Source organism: Xanthomonas campestris pv. badrii, assembly GCF_012848175.1.
GTDB lineage: Bacteria > Pseudomonadota > Gammaproteobacteria > Xanthomonadales > Xanthomonadaceae > Xanthomonas > Xanthomonas campestris_C.
In genome coordinates, this window is the sequence record NZ_CP051651.1 from 1,599,690 (window position 1) to 1,624,413 (window position 24,724).

The 24,724-nt window shown below is 66.0% G+C and carries 26 protein-coding genes; 20 read left to right on the plus strand and 6 right to left on the minus strand.

Translation table 11 applies throughout. The annotated features are described in order from the left end of the window. Positions 1–48: 48 nt before the first annotated feature. Positions 49–720 (minus strand): exopolysaccharide biosynthesis protein, encoded by a 672-nt coding sequence (locus HG421_RS06810; protein WP_169705770.1) that lies wholly within the window; start codon positions 718–720, stop codon positions 49–51. After that, a complete protein-coding gene (locus tag HG421_RS06815; RefSeq protein WP_169705771.1) occupies positions 704–2,044 on the minus strand; it encodes a hemolysin family protein in 1,341 nt (446 codons plus the stop codon). The genes HG421_RS06810 and HG421_RS06815 overlap by 17 nt, the downstream gene beginning before the upstream one ends. A gap of 272 nt (positions 2,045–2,316) precedes the next feature. Here HG421_RS06815 and HG421_RS06820 point away from each other — a divergent pair, with 272 nt between their 5' ends. The 3 genes from HG421_RS06820 (at position 2,317) to HG421_RS06830 (ending at position 4,950) form a co-directional block, all read left to right on the plus strand. Beyond that, positions 2,317–2,943: a DUF47 domain-containing protein gene (locus HG421_RS06820; protein WP_039412104.1), complete on the plus strand. Its 627-nt coding sequence runs from the start codon at positions 2,317–2,319 to the stop codon at positions 2,941–2,943. A 9-nt stretch (positions 2,944–2,952) separates the two neighbouring features. Further along, positions 2,953–4,080, plus strand: coding sequence for an inorganic phosphate transporter (locus HG421_RS06825; RefSeq protein ID WP_169705772.1), 1,128 nt, complete (start codon positions 2,953–2,955; stop codon positions 4,078–4,080). A gap of 108 nt (positions 4,081–4,188) precedes the next feature. Next, positions 4,189–4,950 (plus strand): YdcF family protein, encoded by a 762-nt coding sequence (locus HG421_RS06830; protein ID WP_169705773.1) that lies wholly within the window; start codon positions 4,189–4,191, stop codon positions 4,948–4,950. Between the two features lie 218 nt (positions 4,951–5,168). Here HG421_RS06830 and parE read toward each other — a convergent pair whose 3' ends face one another. Continuing rightward, a complete protein-coding gene (gene parE, locus HG421_RS06835) occupies positions 5,169–7,058 on the minus strand; it encodes a DNA topoisomerase IV subunit B (protein WP_169705774.1) in 1,890 nt (629 codons plus the stop codon). Between the two features lie 161 nt (positions 7,059–7,219). Between parE and HG421_RS06840 the strand changes: the two genes are divergently transcribed. From HG421_RS06840 to truD, 9 genes are all read left to right on the plus strand, one after another. Beyond that, the gene (locus tag HG421_RS06840; protein WP_169705775.1) at positions 7,220–7,462 is read left to right on the plus strand and encodes a hypothetical protein; all 243 of its coding nucleotides are present in this window, start codon (positions 7,220–7,222) and stop codon (positions 7,460–7,462) included. A 172-nt stretch (positions 7,463–7,634) separates the two neighbouring features. Continuing rightward, complete coding sequence (locus tag HG421_RS06845; protein WP_169705776.1) at positions 7,635–9,299, plus strand: CTP synthase; 1,665 nt, start codon at positions 7,635–7,637, stop codon at positions 9,297–9,299. Positions 9,300–9,671: 372 nt separating this feature from the next. Beyond that, positions 9,672–10,502: a 3-deoxy-8-phosphooctulonate synthase gene (gene kdsA / locus HG421_RS06850; RefSeq protein WP_050911562.1), complete on the plus strand. Its 831-nt coding sequence runs from the start codon at positions 9,672–9,674 to the stop codon at positions 10,500–10,502. Continuing rightward, positions 10,499–10,861 carry a hypothetical protein gene (locus HG421_RS06855; RefSeq protein ID WP_211161792.1) on the plus strand — a complete coding sequence of 121 codons (363 nt, stop codon included), beginning with the start codon at positions 10,499–10,501 and terminating at the stop codon, positions 10,859–10,861. The genes kdsA and HG421_RS06855 overlap by 4 nt, the downstream gene beginning before the upstream one ends. A 125-nt stretch (positions 10,862–10,986) precedes the next feature. Continuing rightward, entirely contained in the window at positions 10,987–12,279 is a 1,293-nt protein-coding gene (gene eno, locus HG421_RS06860) for a phosphopyruvate hydratase (protein WP_169705777.1), read from the plus strand. Positions 12,280–12,282: 3 nt separating this feature from the next. Beyond that, entirely contained in the window at positions 12,283–12,648 is a 366-nt protein-coding gene (ftsB, locus tag HG421_RS06865; protein ID WP_169705778.1) for a cell division protein FtsB, read from the plus strand. Then, positions 12,645–13,445 carry a 2-C-methyl-D-erythritol 4-phosphate cytidylyltransferase gene (ispD, locus tag HG421_RS06870; protein ID WP_169705779.1) on the plus strand — a complete coding sequence of 267 codons (801 nt, stop codon included), beginning with the start codon at positions 12,645–12,647 and terminating at the stop codon, positions 13,443–13,445. The genes ftsB and ispD overlap by 4 nt, the downstream gene beginning before the upstream one ends. A 3-nt stretch (positions 13,446–13,448) precedes the next feature. Next, positions 13,449–13,940, plus strand: a complete 492-nt coding sequence (gene ispF, locus HG421_RS06875) for a 2-C-methyl-D-erythritol 2,4-cyclodiphosphate synthase (RefSeq protein ID WP_169705780.1) — start codon at positions 13,449–13,451, stop codon at positions 13,938–13,940. A gap of 102 nt (positions 13,941–14,042) precedes the next feature. Next, entirely contained in the window at positions 14,043–15,152 is a 1,110-nt protein-coding gene (gene truD / locus HG421_RS06880) for a tRNA pseudouridine(13) synthase TruD (RefSeq protein ID WP_169705781.1), read from the plus strand. Positions 15,153–15,263: 111 nt separating this feature from the next. Here truD and HG421_RS06885 read toward each other — a convergent pair whose 3' ends face one another. After that, positions 15,264–15,803 carry a Smr/MutS family protein gene (locus tag HG421_RS06885; RefSeq protein WP_169705782.1) on the minus strand — a complete coding sequence of 180 codons (540 nt, stop codon included), beginning with the start codon at positions 15,801–15,803 and terminating at the stop codon, positions 15,264–15,266. A 99-nt stretch (positions 15,804–15,902) separates the two neighbouring features. Here HG421_RS06885 and surE point away from each other — a divergent pair, with 99 nt between their 5' ends. The 4 genes from surE to HG421_RS06905 are packed head-to-tail and all read left to right on the plus strand — an operon-like array spanning position 15,903 to position 18,765. Continuing rightward, entirely contained in the window at positions 15,903–16,682 is a 780-nt protein-coding gene (surE, locus tag HG421_RS06890; protein ID WP_169705783.1) for a 5'/3'-nucleotidase SurE, read from the plus strand. Continuing rightward, positions 16,679–17,356 carry a protein-L-isoaspartate(D-aspartate) O-methyltransferase gene (locus HG421_RS06895; protein WP_169705784.1) on the plus strand — a complete coding sequence of 226 codons (678 nt, stop codon included), beginning with the start codon at positions 16,679–16,681 and terminating at the stop codon, positions 17,354–17,356. Before surE ends, HG421_RS06895 begins: the two co-directional genes overlap by 4 nt. Positions 17,357–17,374: 18 nt before the next feature. Beyond that, on the plus strand, positions 17,375–17,989 hold the full coding sequence (locus HG421_RS06900; protein WP_169705785.1) for a YqaA family protein: 615 nt from the start codon (positions 17,375–17,377) through the stop codon (positions 17,987–17,989). Further along, positions 17,986–18,765 carry a peptidoglycan DD-metalloendopeptidase family protein gene (locus HG421_RS06905; protein WP_169705786.1) on the plus strand — a complete coding sequence of 260 codons (780 nt, stop codon included), beginning with the start codon at positions 17,986–17,988 and terminating at the stop codon, positions 18,763–18,765. Before HG421_RS06900 ends, HG421_RS06905 begins: the two co-directional genes overlap by 4 nt. A 261-nt stretch (positions 18,766–19,026) precedes the next feature. Here HG421_RS06905 and HG421_RS06910 read toward each other — a convergent pair whose 3' ends face one another. Beyond that, positions 19,027–19,401, minus strand: coding sequence for an Mth938-like domain-containing protein (locus HG421_RS06910; protein ID WP_169705787.1), 375 nt, complete (start codon positions 19,399–19,401; stop codon positions 19,027–19,029). A 16-nt stretch (positions 19,402–19,417) separates the two neighbouring features. Further along, positions 19,418–19,723, minus strand: coding sequence for a ribosome assembly RNA-binding protein YhbY (gene yhbY, locus HG421_RS06915; RefSeq protein ID WP_169705788.1), 306 nt, complete (start codon positions 19,721–19,723; stop codon positions 19,418–19,420). Positions 19,724–19,788: 65 nt separating this feature from the next. Between yhbY and rlmE the strand changes: the two genes are divergently transcribed. The 4 genes from rlmE to miaA all read left to right on the plus strand — a co-directional run bounded on the left by rlmE (position 19,789) and on the right by miaA (position 24,666). Then, positions 19,789–20,421 carry a 23S rRNA (uridine(2552)-2'-O)-methyltransferase RlmE gene (rlmE, locus tag HG421_RS06920; RefSeq protein ID WP_057678235.1) on the plus strand — a complete coding sequence of 211 codons (633 nt, stop codon included), beginning with the start codon at positions 19,789–19,791 and terminating at the stop codon, positions 20,419–20,421. A gap of 61 nt (positions 20,422–20,482) precedes the next feature. Further along, on the plus strand, positions 20,483–22,423 hold the full coding sequence (gene ftsH, locus HG421_RS06925) for an ATP-dependent zinc metalloprotease FtsH (protein ID WP_169705789.1): 1,941 nt from the start codon (positions 20,483–20,485) through the stop codon (positions 22,421–22,423). A gap of 357 nt (positions 22,424–22,780) precedes the next feature. Next, entirely contained in the window at positions 22,781–23,683 is a 903-nt protein-coding gene (folP, locus tag HG421_RS06930; RefSeq protein ID WP_169705790.1) for a dihydropteroate synthase, read from the plus strand. Beyond that, the gene (miaA, locus tag HG421_RS06935) at positions 23,683–24,666 is read left to right on the plus strand and encodes a tRNA (adenosine(37)-N6)-dimethylallyltransferase MiaA (RefSeq protein ID WP_169705791.1); all 984 of its coding nucleotides are present in this window, start codon (positions 23,683–23,685) and stop codon (positions 24,664–24,666) included. The genes folP and miaA overlap by 1 nt, the downstream gene beginning before the upstream one ends. Positions 24,667–24,724: the final 58 nt, after the last annotated feature.

The window sequence follows — 24,724 nt, forward strand, 5'->3', positions numbered from 1 at the left end:
CAAGAAACATGCAGGCAAGGACGCTACAACCACGTGCCCCCTCCGGCCTTATCGCCAGGCCACCGGCCACCAGCCGACAATCAGGTCCACCAGCTGATCCGAGGTCACGCCGAACACGGCCACCGAGATCAACGCCGCCGCCCAGCCGGCCAGCAGCAGCGCGCCGTCGCGTTCCAGCAAGGCCAGCGCGAACAACAGCAGGATCAGCCCGAAAAGATAGTTGGTGAACGGAATCGGCAACGTCAGCAGGATGCCGACCAACACCAGCAGCAACCCGCTAAACACCTGCGCTGGCAGGCGATCCAGCAGCACATCCAGGCGTGGCTTGAGCAGGCGGTCCAGCCGCCGCAGGGTGGGCGCAAGCTTGGCCACGAAGCGCTGGCTGGTGCGTCGCCGCGGCCCGCGTTCGCCAATGAAGCCCGGCACCCACGGTTTGCGCAGGCAGCACATCATCTGCAGCCCGATCAACACGGTCAGCGGGCCGCTGATGCCGCCGGCCACGCCGGGAATCGGAATGAACGAGGGCAGGATCGCCAAAAACAGGAACACGCCGAACGCGCTCTGTTGCAGATCGGCCAGAATCTCGCGCACGCGCAGCACCTGCTCCGGATCGCCATCGCTGAAGGCCGCCAGCAGGCTGCGGATGCCTTCGTTGCGATAGCGCATCTGCTCTTCGTCCGCGTCCCCGGGCGGCGGCCTACCCTCAGCCGACGATGTCATCGCCATCCTCGTCGCCAACCCTGCGCAGCAACAGCTTGTCCACGCGCGCGCCGTCCAGGTCCACGATCTCGATGCGCCAGCCGGCCCAGTCGAAGAACTCGCCGGCCTGCGGAATCCGCCCGAAGTAATAGATGCACAGCCCGGCCAGCGTGTGGTAATCGCCATCCTCGGCGTCCGGCAATTCGGCGCCCAGCACTTCGCGCAGTTCTTCCACCGGCAGCGAGCCGTCGATCAGCAGCGAGCCGTCGGCGCGCGTGACCACCAGCGCGTCCTCGTCGGTGTTTTCCACAGCCTGCAGACGCCCGACCACCGCGCCCATCAGGTCGCTGATGGTCACCAGGCCGCGGATCTCGCCGTATTCGTCCACCACCAGCGCCATCGACTGCTGTTCTTCGCGGAAGATCTCCAGCAACTTCATCGCATGCGTGGATTCGGACACGAACACCGTGTCGCGCAGCGCCTGGAACAGCTGCGCGCCATGCCCATCCAGGCGCGTGACCAGCGATTTGACTTCCAGCACGCCGGCGATGTCCTGGTCGCTGCCGCGATACACCGGATAGCGCGAGAATTCGTGTTCGCGCATGACTGCCAGGTTGCGTTCCGGCTCGGCGTTGGCGTCCAGCCAGGCGATGCGGTTGCGCGGGGTCATCAGGCTGTCGGCGGTGCGGTCGCCCAGCCGCATCACGCGGTTCATCATGTCGCGCTCGTGCGCGTCGATCACCCCGGCCTCGTGGCTTTCGGCCACCAGCATGCGGATCTCCTCTTCGGTCACCGAGGCCGATTCGTCCTTGCCCATGCCCAACAGGCGCAGCACCAGCCGGGTGGAGCGCGCCAGCACCCACACGCCGGGCGCGGCAATCCTGGCCAGCCAGGCCATCGGCACCGCGACGACGCCTGCGATGTCCTCGGAATTGCGCAGGGCCAGTCGCTTGGGGACCAGTTCGCCGAAGATCAGCGTCAGGAAGGTGATCAGCGCTACCGCCAGCGTGCTGCCGATCACCACCGAATACGGACGCGGCTTGCCGACCAGCTCGAAGGTGGCCGACAACGCGGGGAACAGCCCCTGCAGCCAGTTGCTGATCGCCTCGCCGATCGCCTCGCCACCGAACACGCCGGTCAGGATGCCGATCAGGGTGATGCCGATCTGGACCGTGGACAGGAAGTTTTCCGGGCTTTCGGCCAGCGCCAGCGCCCGCGCAGCACGCTTGCTGGAGCCGGCCATCTGCTTCAGGCGGCTCTTGCGCGAGGTCATCAGCGACATCTCCGACATGGCGAAGAAGCCGTTCAACACGATCAGGGCGATGACGATCAGAAACTCAACCACGGGCACGGTCCCCGGTCAATGAAGGGGAGGGCGGGGTTGCATTGCGATGGCCGGCGCGCACGGAGGCGGGGCGGCAAGCGGGGGGATTAGGGTCGTCTTCCATAGGGTGCACCCGAAGGCGCGAGGGCATGGTAGCAAACCACAGGGTGGTTCGAGCCGGGAAATGCCGATGTGAAGGCGGTCGGCGGCACCGATATACCCAGACAGGTCATGGAACGGTCATAATTCGCCCTTGGTGCCGTCCTCCCTCGACGGCAGGAAGTTCTCCACCCATGTTCTCGTTGCAGACCATCTTCGGTTCCGGCAAGCAGTTCTATTCGCTCCTGAACGAAGCGGCGCAGGCCGCCTACGACAGCACCAAGGCCTTGCACGCCATGATGCGCGAGTCCGACCGGCAGCCCGCGCTGGACGCCTTCAAGCTCGCCCGCCTGCGCGAACGCGCGGCCTCCGACAAGATCGGCCAGGCCCTGGTGGACAGTTTCATGACCCCGATCGAGCGCGAAGACATCGAAGCGCTGGGCTCGGCGTTGTACAAGATTCCCAAGCAGGTGGAGAAATTCGCCGACCGCTATTCGCTGGCCACCCAGCACCTGGAACACATCGACTTCGCCCCGCGCGCAGCGATGCTGGAACAGGCGGCCGCGGTGGTGGTGGAAATGGTCGACGACCTGCCGCGCATGAACATCGATCGCATGACCGCGCTCAACGACAAGCTGCGCATGCTCGAGAACGAGGCCGACCGGCTGATGCTGGAGCTGTACCGCGACATCTATTCCGGCCGCCTGGACACGCTGCAGATGTTCCTGCTCAAGGAGTTCTTCGAGATCCTGGAAAAAGCCATCGACCGTTGCCGCGAGGCGGGGGTGGTGGTGTACCAGATCGTGTTGAAGAACAGCTGAGGCCGCCGCGTGCTTACCCTTGTTCTGGTGGTGATCCTGGCCGCGCTGGTGTTCGAGTTCATCAACGGCTTCCACGACACCGCCAACTCCATCGCCACCGTCGTCGCCACCAAGGTGCTCTCGCCGGGCTGGGCGGTGATGCTGGCGGCCGGCATGAACCTGATCGGCGCCCTCACCGGTACCGCAGTGGCGCTGACCATCGCTTCGGGCCTGCTCAACACCAACGTGGTGGACGTCACCCCGCAGGTGATCCTGTGCGCGCTGCTGGGCGGCATCATCTGGAACCTGATCACCTGGTGGAAGGGCCTGCCCTCGTCGTCCTCGCATGCGCTGATCGGTGGCCTGTGCGGCGCCGGCCTGGCCGCCGCGCACAACAACTGGGATGCCTTGATCTGGTCGGAGAACATCGGCAACTGGGCCAAGAACAAGGGCCTGTTGTGGAAGGTGTTCGTGCCGATGGTCACCTCGCCGATCGCCGGTTTCCTGCTCGGCATCGTGGTGATGGTGCTGCTGTGGGCGATCATCGCCGGCATGTCCAGGCTGGGCGGCCCGATCGGGCGGCTGGCAAGGCCGCGCTGGGTCAACGCCTTCTTCGGCAAGGCGCAGATCGCCTCGGCCGCGTACATGGGTTACGCCCACGGCCACAACGATGCGCAGAAGACCATGGGCATCATCGCCATGACCCTGATCGGCGCGCAGTCGGCCGGCGCGCTGGACGATCTGCCCGGCTGGCTGGCGTTCCTGCATCCTGGCACTGGCCTTGCGGCCGGCGACGGCATCCCGATGTGGATCGTGCTGACCTGCGCAGTGGTGATGGCGGCGGGTACCGCGTCGGGCGGCTGGAAGATCATCAAGACGCTCGGCCACAAGATGGTCAAGCTGCATCCCATCCATGGCTTCGCCGCCGAAACCAGCTCGGCCACGGTGCTGACCATGGCCGCGCATTTCGGCATGCCGGTGTCCACCACCCACAGCATCTCCACCGCCATCATGGGTGTGGGCTTTGCCAAAAATCCGCGTTCGCTGCGCCTGGGCGTGATCGAGCGCATCGTCTGGGCGTGGATCCTCACCATTCCCGCTGCCGGCGGCGTGGCGTACCTGATCCTGCGCGCCTTCGAACTGTTCGGCTGGACATGAGTGGTGTCGCGGTGCGGTCATGCGCCGTGATCACGATGCAGTGCCATTGGTGCCGGCCGTCCGCGTGCAGCGCGATCGCCGGCGCGCCCTGAGCGAGACCCTTCTTCGATGATGCTGGCATTGGTGTGCGTGTTGTTCGGGCTTGCCTGGTTGATCGACCGCCGCGGGCTGCGGCGGTTTTCGCGCACGCTGGGCGCGCTCACGCTGGCACTGGTGCTGGCGGTGGGATGCGGACCGCTGCCATCGTGGATGTTGCAACACCTGCAGCGCACCGGGGTCAACGATTTCAATGCATGGGGTGCGCGCAACGTCATCGTGCTGCTCGGCGCCGGCACCGTGCGGCCGGAGGGCCCGGATGCGGTGGCCGAGGCCAACCTGTTTGCGTATGGCCGCATCGTCGAGGCGGCACGGCTGTACCAGCAGTGCCATCGTGGTGGCGGCGACTGCAAGATCGAGATCAGCGGCGGCGATGCGCGAGGCCTTGGCCTGTCCGAAGCGGTGGTCTACCAACGTGTGCTGATGGGGCTGGGCATCGACCGCGCGGACCTGATCATGGAACCGTCCAGCATGAACACCTGGCAGAACGCCCAGTTCAGCCAGCCGCTGCTGCGCGCGCATCGGCCCGATCGCATCGTGCTGGTGTCGTCGGCCACCCACCTGCGCCGCGCCGAACTGTACTTCCGCCACTTCGGCATCGATGCGGTGCCGGTACGCGCCGACTGGCTGACCGCCTCGTGGTCGATCCTGCCGCAGAGCTACAACTTCACCCTGGCCGATGTCGCCCTGCACGAGTACCTGGGCATCGCGCGCTATCAGGTCTACCAGTGGTTGGGGTGGAACGTGGAGGCTAGCGAGCCTGGGGCGTTGTGAGTGGGAGTCGGGAGTCGGGATTCGTAACAGCTGGTGCGCTGACGGGTCTGCTCGGGTGATGTGCTTGCGACGGTGCTTGCCACTTCCAGTTTGACGGCAGCCATGCGGAGCCCCGGCCCGCGCTCGCAGCGCAGGCGCTCCAAGGCACGCGCGCCAGTAGCGCGCAACCGGTGCCTTCTCGCCCCGAGGGGAGAGGGGCTCTCAAAGCTTCCGGGTTCTCAAACTTCCAGCGACGCCAAATCGCCCTTGGTTTCCAGCCACTGCTTGCGGTCGCTTGCGCGCTTCTTGGCCAGCAGCATGTCCATCAGCGAACGGGTCTGCTCGCCGTCGTCGATGGTCAGCTGCACCAGGCGGCGCGTATCCGGATGGATGGTGGATTCGCGCAACTGCTGCGGATTCATCTCGCCCAGGCCCTTGAAGCGGGTCACGCTGATCTGGCCCTTCATCTTCTCGCGCGCGATCTTGTCCAGCAGCGTGGTCTTTTCCTCTTCGTCCAGCGCGTAGAACACCTGCTTGCCCACGTCCACGCGGAACAGCGGCGGCATCGCCACGAACACGTGGCCGGCGGCAACCAATGCGGGGAAATGCTGCAGGAACAGCGCGGTCAGCAGCGTGGCGATATGCAGGCCATCGGAGTCGGCGTCGGCCAGGATCACCACCTTGCCGTAGCGCAGCCCGGTGATGTCGTCCTTGCCCGGATCGCAGCCGATCGCGATCGCCAGGTTGTGCACTTCCTCCGAGGCGAGCACGCTGCCGGAGGCCACTTCCCAGGTGTTGAGGATCTTGCCGCGCAGCGGCAGGATCGCCTGGAAGTCCTTGTCGCGCGCCTGCTTGGCCGAACCGCCGGCCGAATCGCCTTCCACCAGGAACAGCTCGGTGCGCGACAGGTCCTGGCTGATGCAATCGGCCAGCTTGCCGGGCAGGGCCGGGCCCTGGGTGACCTTCTTGCGGACGATCTGCTTTTCGGTCTTCAACCGTGCGCTGGCGCGGTCGATGGCGATCTGCGCGATCTTCTCGCCGATCTCCACATTCTGATTGAGATACAGGCTGAAGGCATCGTGTGCGGCGCCTTCGATGAAGCCGGCGGCCTGGCGCGAGGACAGCCGCTCCTTGGTCTGCCCGGAGAACTGCGGGTCGGTCATCTTCAGGCTGAGCACGAAGGTGACCCGGTCCCATACGTCTTCCGGCGCCAGCTTGACCCCGCGCGGCAGCAGGTCGCGGAAGTCGCAGAACTCGCGCAACGCATCGGTCAGGCCCGAACGCAGGCCGTTGACGTGGGTGCCGTGCTGCGCGGTGGGGATCAGGTTGACGTAGCTTTCCTGTACCAGCTCGCCTTCCGGCACCCAGGCCGCGGCCCAGTCCACGACCTCGGTGTCTTTCTTCAGGCTGCCCACGAACAACTCGGCCGGCAGCAACTCGTGCTGGGCCATCTCCCCCTTGAGGTAGTCGCGCAGGCCATTTTCGAAATACCAGCTGTCCTGTTCGCCGGTGGCCTCGTCATGCAACTTGACGGTCAACCCTGGGCACAGCACCGCCTTGGCGCGCAGCAGGTGGCGCAGCGCACGCACATTGAATTTGGGCGTGTCGAAATACTTCGGATCGGCCCAGAAGCGCAGTCGCGTGCCGGTGTTCTTCTTGCCCACCGTGCCGACCACTTCGAGCTTGGAGGCGGCGTTGCCGTCGCGGAACTCCATGCGGTGCTCGCTGCCTTCGCGCTTGATGAACAGCTCGACCTTGGTCGAGAGCGCATTGACCACGCTCACGCCCACGCCGTGCAGGCCGCCGGAGAAGGTGTAGTTGCGGTTGCTGAACTTGCCGCCGGCATGCAGGCGGGTCAGGATCAGTTCCACGCCCGGAATCTTCTCTTCCGGATGGATGTCCACCGGCATGCCGCGGCCGTCGTCGGACACCTCGCAGCTGCCATCCTTGTACAGGGTCACTTCGACCTGCTTGGCGTGGCCGGCGAGCGCCTCGTCGACGGAGTTGTCGATCACTTCCTGCGCCAGATGGTTCGGGCGCGCGGTGTCGGTGTACATGCCCGGGCGGCGTTTGACCGGGTCCAGGCCCGACAGCACTTCAATATCGGCGGCGTTATAACGGGTGTTCATGCATCTCGTTGGCACGTGAAACGACGCGCAAGTGTGCGGGCTGGGGCGACTTTTTGCACGCGGCAGGCGTTCAGTGCAGGGCTGGGTGGGCGTGGCTACCCTGGCGTTGGTTTCGGAACCGAACGTCCCCACCTGAGGATGTGACCGAACCGGAGGACACCATGAAGCTCAAACACATTCTGATGCTCACCCTGGGTGCGGCCGCCGTGGCGGCATTGCCGGCGCTGGCCCAGGCCGCCCCGCAGCAGACCGGGCAGGGCGCCACCACGCAAAAAGCCGACGACGCCAAGGCCAAGACCGAAGCCGAGCGCAAGGCCGAGCGCCGTGCCGCCGCTGCCGCGCAGAAGCCCAAGGCCGACAGCGCGCCGCGCGAGGAAGAAGAAGAGGAAAAGCCGGCGCGCTGAGCCTCGCGCACCGGCAGCTCGCAGCATGGACGCCCCGGCTCAGGCCGGGGCGTCTGCATTTGCGCATGGTTGCAGCCACTCTTGCCGCGCGGGATGACCTCGTCATCACGCAACCCTTGGGCATTGGCCCATCACCCGTTAAACTATGGCTTTCCGGGAGGCCTTGAGCCCCATGACTCCCCTGATTTTCGTAACAGGCGGTGTAGTGTCCTCGCTAGGCAAGGGCATCGCCGCTGCTTCGCTTGCGTCCATTCTTGAAGCGCGTGGCCTGAAAGTCACGATGATGAAGCTGGACCCGTACATCAACGTGGACCCGGGCACGATGAGCCCGTTCCAGCATGGCGAGGTCTACGTCACCGATGACGGTGCCGAAACCGACCTGGACCTTGGCCACTACGAGCGCTACGTGCGCACGCGGCTGTCGCGCAAGAACTCGGTCACCACCGGCCGGATCTACGAGAACGTGATCCGCAAGGAGCGCCGCGGCGACTACCTGGGCGCTACCGTGCAGGTGATTCCGCATATCACCGACGAGATCCGCCGCTGCATCGATGAGGCCACGGCCGGCTTCGACGTGGCGCTGATCGAGATCGGCGGCACCGTCGGCGACATCGAATCGCTGCCGTTCCTGGAGGCGATCCGCCAGGTGCGCACCGAGCGCGGCGCCGAGAAGGCCATGTTCATGCATCTCACCCTGGTGCCGTATATCGCGGCGGCCGGTGAGCTGAAGACCAAGCCCACCCAGCATTCGGTGAAGGAACTGCGCTCGATCGGTATCCAGCCGGACGTGCTGCTGTGCCGTTCCGAACAGGCGGTGCCGGATTCGGAGCGTCGCAAGATCGCGCTGTTCACCAATGTGTCCGAGCGCGCGGTGATCAGCTGCCCGGACATCGACGTGCTGTATGGCATGCCGCTGGAACTGCTGCGCCAGGGTCTGGACGAACTGGTCATCGACCAGTTCAAGTTGCGCGACAAGGTGGCCGCGGCCGATCTGTCCGAATGGGCGGCGGTGGTGGATGCGGTCAAGCACCCGCTGGATGAAGTCACCATTGCGGTGGTCGGCAAGTACGTCGACCACCAGGACGCGTACAAGTCGGTGGCCGAAGCGCTGCGTCACGGCGGATTGCGCCAGCGCACCAAGGTCAACTTGAAGTGGCTGGAAGCCCAGGACCTGGAAGGTAGCGACATGGCGGCCTTGCAGGACATCGACGGCATTCTGGTACCGGGCGGCTTCGGCGATCGTGGCTTCGAAGGCAAGGTGCTGACCTCCAAGTTTGCGCGTGAGCACAAGGTGCCGTACTTCGGCATCTGCTACGGCATGCAGGCGGCGGTAGTGGACTATGCGCGCCACGTGGCCGACCTGGACGCGGCCAACAGCACCGAGAACGATCGCCAGTCGCCGCATCCGGTGATCGGCCTGATCACCGAATGGCGCACCGCCACCGGCGAAGTCGAAAAGCGCGACGAAAAATCCGACCTGGGCGGCACCATGCGGCTGGGCCTGCAGGAGCAGCGGCTCAAGCCGGGCACGCTGGCACGCGAGGTCTATGGCAAGGACGTGGTGGCCGAGCGTCATCGTCACCGCTATGAGTTCAACAATCGCTACCGCACCCAGCTGGAAGACGCCGGTCTGGTGATTTCCGGCAAGTCGATGGACGACACGCTGGTGGAAGTGGTGGAACTGCCGCGCGATGCGCACCCGTGGTTCCTGGCCTGCCAGGCGCATCCGGAGTTCCTGTCCACGCCGCGCGACGGGCATCCGCTGTTCATCGGCTTCGTGCGCGCCGCGCGCGAGAAAAAGGCCGGCGGCAAGTTGCTCAAGGAAGCGCGTGCGTGAGTTGCTTCTCCCATCGGGACCTCGGTCCCCTTCATGGGGAGAAGGTGCCCCGAAGGGCGGATGAGGGGGCGCCGCAACGCACTGGAAGATGGCAGCCATGACGAACGCGTCGCTACGCGCCAGCCAAGGCAAACCATCATGCTTCAGCCGTGCTTCGCAACCGCACCCTCACCCCAACCCCTCTCCCGACGGGAGAGGGGCTCAGATCATGGCGACTCCCTTCTCCCGTCGGGAAGGTGGCGCGAAGCGCCGGATGAGGGTACGGGCGAAGCCTCATGTGCCCAAATCATTCAACTATTACGTGCCAGTCTTACCCTCACCCCAACCCCTCTCCCGATGGGAGAGGGGCTTCAATCGAAATAAGGTGACCTGATGAAACTGTGTGACTTTGAAGTCGGCCTCGACCAGCCGCTGTTCCTGATTGCAGGCCCGTGCGTGATCGAGTCGATGCAGTTGCAGCTCGATGTCGCCGGCAAGCTCAAGGAGATCACCGGCAAGCTCGGGATCAACTTCATCTTCAAGTCGAGCTTCGACAAGGCCAACCGCACCTCGGGCACCAGCTTTCGCGGCCCCGGCCTGGAAGAAGGCTTGAAGGTACTGGACGCGGTGAAGCAGCAGATCGGCGTGCCGGTGCTCACCGATGTGCACGAATACACCCCGATGAACGAAGTGGCCGCGGTGGTCGATGTGCTGCAGACCCCGGCGTTCCTGGTGCGCCAGACCGACTTCATCAAGAACGTCTGCGCCGCCGGCAAGCCGGTGAACATCAAGAAGGGCCAGTTCCTGGCGCCGTGGGACATGAAGCCGGTGGTGGACAAGGCCAAGTCCACCGGCAACGAGCAGATCATGGTCTGCGAGCGCGGCGCTTCGTTCGGCTACAACAACCTGGTCAGCGACATGCGCTCGTTGAGCGTGATGCGCGACACCGGTTGCCCGGTCGTGTTCGACGCCACCCATTCGGTGCAGTTGCCGGGCGGGCAGGGCAGCAGCTCCGGTGGCCAGCGCGAGTTCGTGCCGGTGCTGGCGCGCGCCGCCGTGGCAGTGGGTATTTCCGGGCTGTTTGCCGAAACCCATCCGGATCCGTCCAAGGCGCTGTCCGATGGTCCCAATGCGTGGCCGCTCGATCGCATGGAAGAACTGCTGGAAACGCTGATGGAACTGGATGCAGTGACCAAGAAGCACGGGTTCGCGCGCTTCGCATGAGGTCCGATCCGTCGGCGTTGGCGGCATCGCGGCGCCAACGCCGGCACTGGCGGCACTGGCCCTGGGGCTGGATGGCGCTAGCTCTGTCGCTCGCTGCATGGGCCTGCCTGGCCGTCATGGCCTTGCTGGTGACCGCCAGCATCGGCATGCCGGGCGACGGCAATCAGGCGATGCAGGCCACGCGCATTCCGATGTTTGTCACGCTGTTGGTGGGCGCGCTGGTGTCCGTGGGCGGTCTTGCGGCCAGCCCGGTCGCGTTCTCGCTGCGTCGCCAGCCTGGCGCTGCCGCCATGGGCTTGGCGTTGCTGATGCTCCTGCTCCTGCTGTTTTGCCTCTCGCTGCTGGGCCTGAAGGCCTAGCTGCACAGTCCTGCCGGCCAGGCACGCATCGAGCCCCTGCGATTTGGCAATGGCGCGGTGTGCAGCGATAATCCGGCAGCTTGTTTCCGGTGTACTTCCCCCCTTACTGGTAACCGAACGGACCTATGACCACTATCGCCAAGATCCTCGCCCGCGAAATCCTCGATTCCCGCGGCAATCCCACGCTGGAGGCGGAAGTCACGCTGGCAGACGGCTCGTTCGGTCGTGCGGCCGTCCCCTCGGGCGCCTCGACCGGCACCAAGGAAGCGGTGGAACTGCGCGATGGCGACAAGACCCGTTACCTGGGCAAGGGCGTGCGTCATGCAGTGGACAACGTCAACGGCACCATCGCCGAGACGCTGAAAAACTTCGACGCCGCCGACCAGCAGGGCCTGGACCGTCGCCTGATCGATCTGGACGGCACCGAGAACAAGGGCCGCCTGGGCGCCAATGCGCTGCTGGGCGTCTCGCTCGCCGCCGCGCATGCGGTGGCCGCCTCGCGCAAGCAGCCGTTGTGGCAGTACCTGTCCACCATTACCGAATCGGATGTGTCGCTGCCGGTGCCGATGATGAACATCATCAACGGTGGTGCGCATGCTGACAACAATGTCGATTTCCAGGAGTTCATGGTGCTGCCGGTTGGCTGCGGCTCGTTCTCCGAAGCGCTGCGCGCCGGCACCGAAATCTTCCATTCGCTCAAGTCGGTGCTCAAGGGCCATGGCCTGAGCACGGCGGTGGGCGACGAAGGCGGCTTTGCGCCGGACTTCCGCAGCAACGTCGAAGCGCTGGACACCATCCTCGAAGCGATCGGCAAGGCCGGCTACACCGCCGGTGAAGACATCCTGCTGGGCCTGGACGTGGCCTCCAGCGAGTTCTACGACAACGGCAAGTACAACCTGGTCGGCGAGAACAAGCGCCTGACCAGCGAGCAGTTCATCGACTTCCTGGCCGACTGGGTCGCGCAGTACCCGATCATCAGCATCGAAGACGGCCTGGCCGAAGACGACTGGGCTGGCTGGAAGCTGCTGACCGAGCGCGTCGGCAAGAAGGTGCAGCTGGTGGGCGACGATCTGTTCGTCACCAACCCGAAGATCTTCAAGCAGGGCATCGACTCGGGCACCGCCAATGCGATCCTGATCAAGGTCAACCAGATCGGCACGCTGACCGAAACGCTGGAAGCCATCGCCATGGCGCACGCAGCCAACTACGCCTCCATCGTCTCGCACCGTTCCGGCGAAACCGAAGACACCACCATCGCCGACATCGCCGTGGCCACCACCGCCACCCAGATCAAGACCGGCTCGCTGTGCCGCAGCGACCGCGTGGCCAAGTACAACCAGCTGCTGCGCATCGAGCAGGCGCTGGGCTCCGGCGCGCGTTACGCCGGCCGCGACGCGTTCGTTTCGATCAAGCGATAAGCCGTGCGCAACTGGCGCTGGCTACTGCTGGTGCTGGCGGTGCTGCTGGCTTGGCTGCAGTACCGCTTCTGGTTCGGGCCCGGGAATTCCGGCGAAGTCATGATGCTGGAAGCCCAGGTCGCGCATCAGACACAGGACAACGAAGGTCTGCGCCAACGCAACCAGGCGTTGGCAGCAGAGGTGAAGGATTTGAAGGATGGCGAGGCGGCAATCGAGGAACGCGCACGCAGCGAGCTGGGCATGATCAAGCCGGGCGAGACGTTCTATCGCGTGGTCGAGGATGCACCGCTGCCGTCGCCTGCAGCGGCCGAGGTTGCGGCTCCTGCGCAGCAAGCGCCGGCCTCCGACGACCCGGTGGATCACCCATGACCGGCTCGATCTGGGCCATCGTGCCTGCCGCCGGACGCGGCACCCGGTTTGGTGGGTCCACGCCCAAGCAATACCTGCACGCGGCCGGGCAGCCGCTGATGGCCTACACCCTGGCGGCACTGGCCGCACACCCGGCCGTGGCTGGCATCCTCGTGGCGATCGCTGCCGACGATGGCGATTGGCCGGGCTGGACGGCGGTGCAGTCCAAGCCGGTGCTGACCTGCCTCGGCGGTGCGACGCGCGCTGCCTCCGTGCTGGCCGGCTTGCTGGCATTGCCCGACAGCGCACGCGCGGACGATTTCGTGTTGGTGCATGATGCGGCGCGCCCGAATCTGGCATTGGCCGATCTGGACCGGTTGCTGGAAATCGGCCGCGGCGACCCGGTGGGCGCCATTCTGGCCGCACCGGTGCGCGACACGCTCAAGCGTGCCGGCGACGATGGCGGCATCGATGGCACCGAGCCACGCGAACGTCTATGGCGCGCGCTCACTCCGCAGCTGTTTCGCCGGCATCAACTGATCCGCGGCCTCACCGAGGCCTCGGCCGCCGGGGTGGACGTGACCGACGAGGCAATGGCGATGGAGCGGCTGGGATTGCGCCCCCTGCTGGTGGAAGGGGCCGAAGACAACTTCAAGGTCACCACGCCGGCGGATCTGGCGCGTTTCGAGTTCGAGCTGGTCAACCGGGACGCGGGACCCGGGACGCGGGACCCGGAAAGCGCACATCCGCAGTCCTCCGTTTTCGCCTCTGCTTTCCCGGGTCCCCGGTCCCGGGTCCCCGGTCCCGAAGAGATCTGACCCATGTCCTTCAATTTCCGCATCGGCCAGGGATACGACGTCCATGCGTTCGGCCCTGGCGACCACGTGATGCTAGGCGGCGTGCGCGTGGCGCATAGTCACGGCGTGCTTGCACACAGCGACGGCGACGTGGTGCTGCACGCGTTGTGCGACGCCATGCTGGGCGCGCTGGCGCTGGGCGACATCGGCCAGCATTTTCCGCCCAGCGATGCGCGCTGGAAGGATGCCGACAGTGCGCAATTCCTGCAGCATTGCGATCAGTTGCTGCGTGAGCGCGGCTGGCGGGTCGGCAATGCCGATATCACCGTGATCTGCGAACGGCCCAAGGTCGGCCCCCATGCGCTGGCGATGCGCGAACGTATTGCCGGTTTGCTGGCGATCGAACCCGATGCGGTCAGCATCAAGGCCACCACCAGCGAAAAGCTCGGCTTCACCGGTCGCGGCGAAGGCATTGCTGCACAGGCGGCGGTGCTGCTGGGCAAGATCGCTGCCTGATCCAATCCTGCCTGCCGGGCATGTCCGGCGGGCGAGGCGACATTCCGCGCCGAGCCATCGGCCCACAGCGCACGATGCGTCGGCGCGAAGGCGAACCACAGCATGAGCCAGACCCCTGTTCTTCCCCGCGCGCATGGCGCGGCCGTGTTGCGTGCCGCCATGCGCAGCACGCCGGACGACTTCCAGGTGGATGAGTTGCCGGCATTCGAGCCTTCCGGCGAAGGCGAACATCTGTTGCTCACCATCCGCAAGCGTGGCCAGAACACCGCTTATGTCGCCAAGGCGCTTGCGCGTTGGGCCGGTATCGCCGAAATGGGGGTGAGTTACGCCGGCCTGAAGGACCGCCACGCAGTCACCACGCAGCGTTTCAGCGTGCACCTGCCCAGGCGCGTGGCCCCGGATCTGGCCACGCTCGACGACGCGCAACTGCAGGTGATCGACCACACCTGGCACAACCGCAAGCTGCAACGCGGCGCATTGCTGGGCAACCGCTTCGTGCTGACCCTGCGCCAGGTGCAGGGCGAGCGCGAGGCCATCGAGCAACGCCTGCAGGCGATCGCGGCGCGCGGCATTCCCAACTGGTTCGGCGAACAGCGCTTCGGCCGCGACGGCGGCAACGTGGCCTCGGCGCTGGCGATGTTCGGCCATGTGCAGTACGCCGACGGCAGCCTGGCGCCGGCGCCGCCATCGAAACGGCGGCTGCGCAACGACCAGCGCTCGATCCTGCTGTCGGCGGCGCGCTCGGCGCTGTTCAATCGCGTGCTGGCCGCACGCGTGCAACAGGGCAGTTGGGACAGCGCGCTGGAGGGTGAGGCCTGGATGCTGGATGGCTCGCGCAGCGTATTCGGTCCCGAGCCGTGGAGCGAGGTGCTGGCCGAGCGGCTGGCACGGTTCGACATCCATCCCAGCGGCCCGTTGTGGGGCGCTGGCGAGCTGCGCTCCACCGGTCAGGCGGCCGCAGTGGAGCAGGGCGCGCTGGCGGATGCGCAATCGCAGGCGCTGCGGCAGGGCCTGGAGGCTGCAGGATTGAAGCAGGAACGCCGCGCATTGCGTTTGCGTCCGCAGGACCTTGGCTACCGCTGGCTGGACGCGCAGACGTTGCAGGTGGACTTCGCACTGCCGCCGGGCTGCTATGCCACCGCCGTGCTGTGGGAGTTGGGAGAAGTCAGCGACGAAGGCCGTGCCGCGCCGCAGTCGGGTTCCGACGCCTGAGCATCATTCGTTGTGGCAGCTGCCCTGACTAGCCGCCTCGGCCGCCACTGGGATTGTCGGTAACGCCTTTCGCAGCCAGGGCCGCTCCTACAGAGGGCCGCGATGCCGCGACTACGCGCGCGCCAACAACACCAGTAAAGCCCCGGTCCCGCCTTGCGTTGGCGGCGCGGAATGAAACGCCAGCACGTCGTTGCGCTGGCGTAGCAAGCGGTCCATCAGGTTCTTCAACACCGGCGCGCCATTGTCCGATTGCAGGCCCTTGCCATGGATGATGCGCACGCAGCCATGTTCGTGCGCATGCGCCTCGAGCAGGAACTGGCGCAGCAAGGCCTCGGCCTGGGCGGCGGTTGCGCCATGCAGATCCAGTTCGTCCTGCACCGAGAACTGCCCGCGCTTGAGGCGCTGGAACAGCCGGGCAGGCAGCGTGTCGCGCCGATAGCTGGCGATATCGCCGGATTCCAGCGGGCCGCTGTCGCGCAGCAGGCGGGCGAATTCGGTGTGCGCCTCTGCATCGTCGCGCTCGGCCATGCGCGCGCGCGGCTTCGGGCGCGGCTTGGCGTTGGCCGGCGGCGCGACCTCGCGGATCGGCTGGACCGCGCCAATGGCGGCGCGGAACAGCGCGCCGTCGTCTTCGTCTTCGGGATGCGACATGGGTACAGCGTACCCGTTCCAACCCCAGACGCACGCGAAGATCAAGCGCGAAGCACGTGGACGCATCCGGTATCATGGTCGGGTTTTCCGAGGAGTCCCATGCGCGTACTGGTTAGCAACGACGACGGTGTCGACGCCCCCGGCATCCAGATCCTGGCCGAGGCACTGCGTGGTGCCGGCCATGAAGTGATGGTGGTCGCGCCCGATCGCGACCGCTCCGGCGCCAGCAATTCGCTGACGCTGGACGTGCCGATCCGCACCCGCCGCATCGACGCGCAGACCTGCGCGGTGGCCGGCACGCCAACCGACTGCGTGCATCTGGCGCTGACCGGCATGCTGGATGACGAACCGGATATCGTGGTCTCCGGCATCAACAACTCCGCCAATCTGGGCGACGACGTGATCTATTCCGGCACCGTCTCCGCCGCGATGGAGGGCCGCTTCCTGGGCTTGCCTGCCGTGGCGGTGTCGCTGGTCACGCAGAATCACCAAGCGCACAACTACGAAACCGCCGCACGCGCAGCCGTGGAAATCGTTGCGCGGCTGAAGGCCGACCCGCTGCCGGCCGACACCATCCTCAACGTCAACGTGCCGGATCTGCCCTGGTCGGATGTGCTCGGTTTCGAGGTCACCCGGCTCGGCAACCGCCACCGCTCCGAACCCTGCGTGCCGCAGCGCGACCCGCGCGGCCGCACCGTGTACTGGATCGGCCCGGCCGGTCCCGAGCAGGATGCCGGCGCCGGCACCGACTTCCATGCCGTGCGCACCGGGCGGATTTCGATCACCCCGATCCATGTCGATCTCACCCGCTACCAGGCGCTGGAGACCGTGGCCGGCTGGGTCGGCGGTCTGACCGCGGCGCTGGACGGCCCGGCATGACGCCCAGGCTGCGCCTGCAACCGGAGTCGGTGGGGATCGGCATGACCTCGCAACGCGTGCGCGACCGCCTGGTCGAGCGCCTGCGCGAGGCTGGCATCCAGGACGAAGCCACGCTCAATGCGATGCGCACCGTGCCGCGGCATCTGTTCATCGATGAAGCGCTGGCCTCGCGCGCCTACGAAGACACCGCGCTGCCGATCGGCCATGGCCAGACCATTTCCCAGCCCTGGGTGGTGGCGCGCATGACCGAAGCGGTGCTGCAGGTGGCGCCGACCAAGGTGCTCGAAGTGGGCACCGGTTCCGGCTACCAGGGCGCGGTCCTCGCCGCCTTGGGGCTGGAGGTCTATACGGTCGAGCGCATCGGCGATCTGCTGCGGCAGGCGCGCAAGCGCTTCCGTCACCTGGGCATGAATGTGCGCAGCAAGCATGACGACGGCCGCATCGGCTGGCCCGAGCATGGCCCGTACGATGCCATCGTGGTGACCGCCGCCGCGCCGGCGCTGGTCGACGCGCTGGTCGATCAGCTCGCTGTCGGGGGGCGGCTGGTCGCCCCGGTCGGTGGTGCGTCCTCGCAGTCGCTGGTGCAACTCACCCGCGCTGCCGACGGTGCGATCGAGCAGAAGGTTCTGGCCCCGGTCACGTTCGTCCCGCTGTTGTCGGGCATGCTGGATTGACCCCATGAGAGTTCCACGATGAAGATTTTCGGGCCGTTGTACGACGTGGCCATCCGTTGGTCGCGCCATCGCCGCGCACCAGCGCTGCTGACCGGCCTCAGCTTCGTGGAGGGCTTCATCTTTCCGGTGCCGCCGGAAGTGATGCTGGCGCCGATGTCGCTGGCCGAGCCCAAGCGCTCGCTCTGGTTCGCCACCTTGAGCCTGATCGGCTCGCTGTGCGGCGCGCTGGTCGGCTACCTGCTGGGGCATTTCGCGTTTGCCGCGCTGCAGCCGCTGATCGAGTGGCTGGGCTGGAGCACGAAGATCCAGGCGCAGATCGAGATCCTGCGCGTGCTGGTGGCCGACTCACCCTGGAAGGCATTCTGGGCGTTGGTGCTGGTGGGCTTCACCCCGATTCCGCTGAAGATCTTCACCTGGGCCTCGGGCGTGGTCGGCGTGCCGATCCTGCCGTTCATCGCCAGCATGCTGGTGGGGCGCGGCAAGCGCGTGTACCTGGTGGGCGGCGCCATCCGCCTGGGCGGCGCACGTGCCGAGGCCGCCTTGCACAAGTGGATCGAGCCGCTGGGCTGGGTGGCGATGGCAGCGCTCGTGGCCGGCGCCGGCTGGCTGGTATGGAAGACAACGAACGGATGAGCAAGACGCAGATGAATTCGGTACGCAAGACAGCAGTCGTGCTCATGGTCGCCATCGGGTTGACCGCCTGCAGCAGTGCCACGGTGGTGCGTTCGCCCGGTGCTGGCGGCGGTTCTGCGTCGTCGCGCCCTGCGGCAGCGCCGCGTCCGTCGGTGCCACGCCCCGGTGCCACCGTCACCGTGCAGCGCGGCGACACCCTGTATGCGATCTCGCGCCGCACCAATATCACGGCCGCCGACCTGGCGGCCTGGAATGGCCTGTCGTCTCCCAACACGATCTATCCGGGCCAGACCCTCAAGCTGTATCCCGGCGGGGCAAGCAAGCTTGGCAGCAGTGCTCCGGCGGCCGGCGGTACCGTGGTCCCGGCGCGTCCGGCGGCACCGGTCGCCGCGCCGGTCAGCAGCGGTTTTTCATGGCGCTGGCCCGCCGATGGCGTGGTGGTCGGTACGTTCGTGAGCGGAGAAACCACCAAGCAGGGCGTGGATATCGCCGGCGCCAGCGGCCAGGCGGTGCGCGCCGCCGCCGACGGTGTGGTGGTGTACTCCGGTGCCGGCCTGGTCGGCTACGGCGAGCTGATCATCATCAAGCACAACGACCAGTGGCTGTCGGCCTACGGCCACAACCGCAAGCGCCTGCTCAACGAAGGCCAGAACGTCAAGGCCGGCCAGCAGATCGCCGAAATGGGCCGCAGCGGCGCCGCGCGCGACATGCTGCACTTCGAGATCCGCTACAACGGCAAGCCGGTGGATCCGTTGCTGTATTTGCCGAAAAAGTGAATTGGGAATGGGGAATGGGGAATGGGGAATCGCAACAGCGTTGGGCTGGTCGGTAATTTGAAGATCTGCGAATACTGCAGCTAAGCGATTGGTCGGGCGTGTACTTGACAGTAGGAGCTCAGTCCAGCTTGCTTTTCCCGATTCCCGATTCCCGATTCCCGATTCCCGATTCCCGATTCCCGATTCCCGATTCCCGATTCCCGATTCCCGATTCCCGATTCCCGATTCCCGATTCCCGATTCCCGAATCCCGAATCCCGAATCAGCCAGGCAAGATCATCGCCAACGCCACCCGGCGGCCTTCGCTGGCCAGCACGTTGTAGGTGCGGGCAGCGGCGGCGTTGGTCATCGCTTCCAGGCCGATGCCGCGGGTCAGGCAGGCCGCCATCACCTGGGCATTGGGAAATTGCTGGCGGTCGCCAGTGCCCAGCAGGATCACGGCCGGGGCCAGCGCCAGGATCGCATCCATATGGCTGGCCTGCAGATGCGCCAGGTCCTGCACTGGCCAGTGGTCGACCAGTTCGTCCGGCATCAGGACGAAGCTGTGGTGCAGGATCTGCTCGTTCACCTTGGCATGGCGGCCATCGGCCGCGCGCAAGGCATAGGTGTAATCGGGGTGTTCCTGACTCAAAGGCATGAAGTCACTCGCAGGTTCAGCCGCGTGGCAGCACGATCTGGCGCTTTTCCTTGCTGGGGCGGTACAGGATGGCGATGTGGCCGATCCGCTGCACCAGGGCGCTGCCGGTCTGTTCGACCAGTTCGGCGATCAATGCATCGCGGGTCTCACGGTCCTCGGAAGCCACCTTCACCTTGATCAGTTCGTGGCGCTCGAGCACGTCCTCGAGTTCGGCCACAAATGCCGGCGTGACCCCTTTGCCGCCGGTCTGCAGCAGGGCCTTGAGGCCGTGGGCCTGGCCGCGCAGGAAACGGTTCTGGGCGGAGGTGAGAACGATGGACATGCAGGATCGAAGGGCAGCAAAGGGTGTTCAGGGTATCATGGCGGCCCGTTCGGACCCCTTTGCCAATGCCTTCCCGCAGTAAAAGCAGCCAGCGCTGGCTCAAGGAACACTTCGCCGACCCTTACGTGAAGAAGGCCCAGGCCGAAGGCATGCGTTCGCGCGCGGCCTACAAGCTGGAAGAGCTGCTGCAGCGCGATCGCCTGCTCAAGCCCGGCATGGTGGTGGTGGACCTGGGTGCCGCACCGGGCGGCTGGTCACAGCAGGTGCGCAAGTCCATGGGCGACAGCGGCCGGGTGGTGGCGCTGGACATCCTGGACATGCCCGCCCTGGCCGGCGTGGAGTTCCTTCACGGCGACTTCAGGGAGCAGGCCGTCCTATCGCAGTTCGAAGCCATGCTGGGCGATGTGCCGGTGGACCTTGTGCTGTCGGATATGGCCCCCAATAAGAGTGGCATGGATGCGGTCGACCAACCGCGGATGATGCACCTGGCGGAACTGGCGATGGAATTTGCCGACACCCACCTCAAACCGGGCGGGGCGTTCCTGATCAAGTTGTTCCAGGGTGTGGGGTCCGACGACTACATTCGCGAGCTTCGCCGCCGCTATGACAAGGTGACGATCCGCAAGCCGGCGGCCTCGCGCAAGCGCTCCCCGGAAGTTTATGCGCTCGGTCAGGGCAAGCGTGTCCAGATCAAGTAAGCTGCCAATGACCACCGTGTTTCAAGAATTGAAAGAGTAGAGGGCACCGGAGCCAATGAGGATGAACGACTTGACCAAGAATCTGCTGCTATGGGTGGTCGTCGCGGTTGTGCTGATGGTCGTCTTCCAGAGCTTCTCGCCGCGGATGGCGGGCGGTGTCGGCGCCGACTCGATCACCTATACCCAGTTCCTGAAGGAAGTGGACTCCGGGCGCGTCAAGTCGGTGGATTACACCGATGAGACCAACCTGGCCGTCAACGCGATCCGCTTCAAGCGCACCGACGGCAGCGAAGCCACCGTCTACGGTCCGCGCGACGACAAGCTGGTCGACGTGCTGTACAGCAAGAACATCGAAATGACCCGGCAAAAGCCGTCCACCGGCCCCGGGTTCTGGTCGTTGGTGCTGAATTTTCTGCCGGTCATCCTGATCATCGGCTTCTGGCTGTTCATCATGCGCCAGATGCAGGGCGGTGGTGGCGGTGCCAAGGGTGCGATGAGCTTCGGCAAGTCGCGCGCCAAGCTGCAGGGCGAAGACCAGATCAAGATCACCTTTGCCGACGTTGCCGGTTGCGACGAAGCGAAGGAAGAAGTCGGCGAATTGGTGGACTTCCTGCGCGACCCGACCAAGTTCACCAAGCTGGGTGGCAAGATTCCGCGCGGCGTATTGATGGTGGGTCCGCCGGGTACCGGCAAGACCCTGCTCGCCAAGGCGATCGCCGGCGAGGCCAAGGTGCCGTTCTTCAGCATCTCCGGTTCCGACTTCGTCGAAATGTTCGTCGGCGTTGGTGCCAGCCGTGTGCGCGACATGTTCGAGCAGGCCAAGAAGCACGCGCCGTGCATCATCTTCATCGACGAAATCGATGCGGTGGGCCGTCATCGCGGTGCCGGTCTTGGTGGCGGCCATGACGAGCGCGAGCAGACCCTGAACCAGTTGCTGGTCGAGATGGACGGTTTCGAAGGCGGCGAAGGCGTGATCGTGATCGCGGCGACCAATCGCCCCGACGTGCTGGATCCGGCGCTGCTGCGTCCGGGCCGTTTCGATCGCCAGGTCGTGGTCGGCCTGCCGGACGTCAAGGGCCGCGAACAGATCCTGCGCGTGCACATGCGCAAGCTACCGCTGGCCGACGACGTGGTGCCGATGGTCATCGCCCGCGGTACCCCGGGCTTCTCCGGCGCCGATCTGGCCAACCTGTGCAACGAGGCGGCGCTGTTTGCCGCGCGCGGCGGCGAGAAGGAAGTCCGCATGGATCACTTCGACCGTGCCCGCGACAAGATCCTGATGGGCGCCGAGCGTCGCTCGATGGCCATGAGCGAAGACGAAAAGACCCTCACCGCGTATCACGAGGCGGGCCACGCCATCGTCGGCCGCCTGGTGCCGGAGCACGATCCGGTCTACAAGGTCACCATCATTCCGCGCGGCCGCGCGCTGGGCGTGACGATGTATCTGCCGGAAGGCGATCGCTACTCGATGAACCGCGTGGCAATCGAGTCTCAGCTGTGCTCGCTGTACGGCGGCCGCGTTGCCGAAGAGCTGATCTTCGGCGGCGACAAGGTCACCACCGGTGCGTCCAACGACATCGAGCGTGCTACCAAGATGGCGCGTAACATGGTCACCAAGTGGGGCCTGTCCGACGAGCTTGGCCCGGTGGCCTATGGCGAGGAGGAGGATGAGGTGTTCCTGGGCCGTTCGGTGACCCAGCACAAGAACGTCTCCGACGAGACCGCGCGCAAGATCGACGAAGTCGTGCGTTCGATCCTGGACAAGGCCTACAGCAAGACCAAGACCATCCTCACCGAAAATCTGGACAAGCTGCACGCGATGTCGCAGTTGTTGCTGCAATACGAGACCATCGACGTGCCGCAGATCGACGCCATCATGGAAGGCCGCGAGCCGCCGCCGCCGGCGGGTTGGGGCAAGTCCGACAAGGACGGTGGCAACAACAACGACAAGGGCAGCCCGCGTCCGTTGCCGCCGATCGCAGGCCCGGCCGAGCAGCTGTAGCTGCAAGCTGACCAGCATGAGGTAACAAGCGTCGGGGCCAGGAAGCGATTCCTGGCCCCGATGCGTTGCGGCGTCGGGCCGGGTTGGAGTGCCTGGCAAGGGCGGCGGCGGAGAAAGCCTTGCAGGCTGCGATCCGCATGCGATGCTCGTCCGGTTGGTCGACCCCAGAAGCGCAAGATGTCAGCCGCTGCGCGCTACGCGGCAATGGCTCGGCATTTGCGGCTCACCGCACCGCAGGTCGGCGGCCACGACGTGGCAAGGCTGCCATTTCCATCGATATCACCATCGATACACTGCAACGCGCGCAAGCACGCTACGCCCCCCATCTTTCCGTACAACCGATTCAGGAGCTTTCCGATGTTCGACACCGCCCTCAAGCTGGATTGCGCCGGTCGCAGCCTGCGGCTGGACGCGCCGCAGGTGATGGGCATCGTCAATGTCACGCCCGACTCGTTCTCGGATGGGGGCCAGCATGCGAGCTGCGATGCGGCCATTGCCCACGCGCTGCGACTGGTGGAGCAGGGCGCGGCGGTGCTGGATATCGGAGGCGAATCCACCCGTCCCGGGGCAGCGCCGGTGTCGCTGGAGGACGAACTGCAGCGCGTGATTCCAGTGATCCAGGCATTGGCGCAGCAGACGACGGTGCCGATCAGCATCGATACGTTCAAACCGGAGGTCATGCGTGCGGCCGTCGCGGCGGGCGCTGGCATGATCAACGATGTCTACGCGCTGCGGTCGCCGGGCGCGCTGCAGGCTGCGGCAGAGTTGCAGGTGCCGGTGGTGTTGATGCACGCGCGCAACGCGCCGCATGCGATGGAGCAGGCGCCGCACTACGACGACGTGGTGGGGGAGGTGCATCGGTTCCTCGCCGAGCGCATCTTCGCCGCGGAGATGGCCGGAATCGACAAGCGTCGGCTGGTGCTCGACCCGGGGTTCGGTTTTGACAAGACCACCGCGCACAACCTCACCCTGCTGGCGCAGTTGCAGCGCTTGCAGGAGTTCGGTTTGCCGGTGCTGGCGGGGCTGTCGCGCAAACGCAGCATCGGCGAATTGACCGGGCGCGAGGCGGCCGCAGAGCGGGTACACGGTTCGGTGGCAGCGCATCTGATCGCCGCCCAGCACAAGGCGCTGTTGTTGCGCGTGCACGACGTGGCCGCGACCGTGGATGCGCTGAAGGTCTGGAGCGCGGTCGCTGCGATCCCGGTGCCAAAGGTGTCGGCGCCGGTTGCGCCGACGATCCGCTGGCCGGACGAGGACTGATGCCAGCCGACCACCGCCCGCTGGCGATCGCGCTGATGGGCCCCACCGCCAGTGGCAAGACCGCGCTGGCGCTGGAGGTGGCGCAGCGCTGGAATGGCGAGATCGTCAGCGTCGATTCGGCACTGGTCTATCGCGGGCTGGATATCGGTGCGGCCAAGCCGGATGTGGCGATGCGCACGGCGGTGCCGCACCATCTGATCGACCTGCGCGATCCCTGGCAGACCTATTCGGCCGCCGAGTTCGCCAGCGATGCGCGGCGCGCGATCGACGACATCCTTGCGCGCGGCAAGCTGCCGATCCTGGCGGGCGGCACCGGCCTGTATTTCCGTGCGCTGCTGGAGGGGCTTTCGCAACTGCCCGAAGCCGACCCGGCGGTACGCGCGGTAATTGCAGCGCAGGCCGAGCAGTTCGGATGGGCCGCCCTGCATGCGCAGCTGGCGCAGATCGATCCCGTCGCCGCGTCGCGCATTCATGCCACCGACCCGCAGCGCATCCAGCGTGCGCTGGAGGTGTATCGCATCAGTGGCCGGCCCATCAGCTACTGGCAGGGCCTGCCGGCACCGCCGCGCTTGCCGGTGCGGGTGCTGAAGCTGATCCTGGCCCCGCGCGAACGGGCCGTGCTGCATGCGCGTATCGCGCAACGGCTGGAGCAGATGCTGGCGCAGGGGTTTCTCGGTGAGGTGGAAGCCCTGCGGGCGCTGCCGCAGATGCGTGCGGTGGCTGCACCGCTGGATCTGCCGGCAGTCCGCGCGGTGGGCTACCGCCAGGCCTGGGAGTATCTGGACGGTGCCGGCAGCCTGGCCGAGTTCCGCGACAAGGCGGTGCAGGCGACCCGGCAACTGGCCAAGCGGCAGCTCACCTGGCTCCGCGGCGAGCTCGACGCGCGCTGGTTCGACCCGGAGCGTGACCGAAATCAATTGGAGGGTGCACTTGTCGGCTTCCTCGCCCATCGTCCCCCTGTACGGCAGGCTTCAGGCGTGTAACATCCCGTTTCCGGGACCGGCTGGGGATGGCAGGTGTCGACCGGGACAATAAGAACAA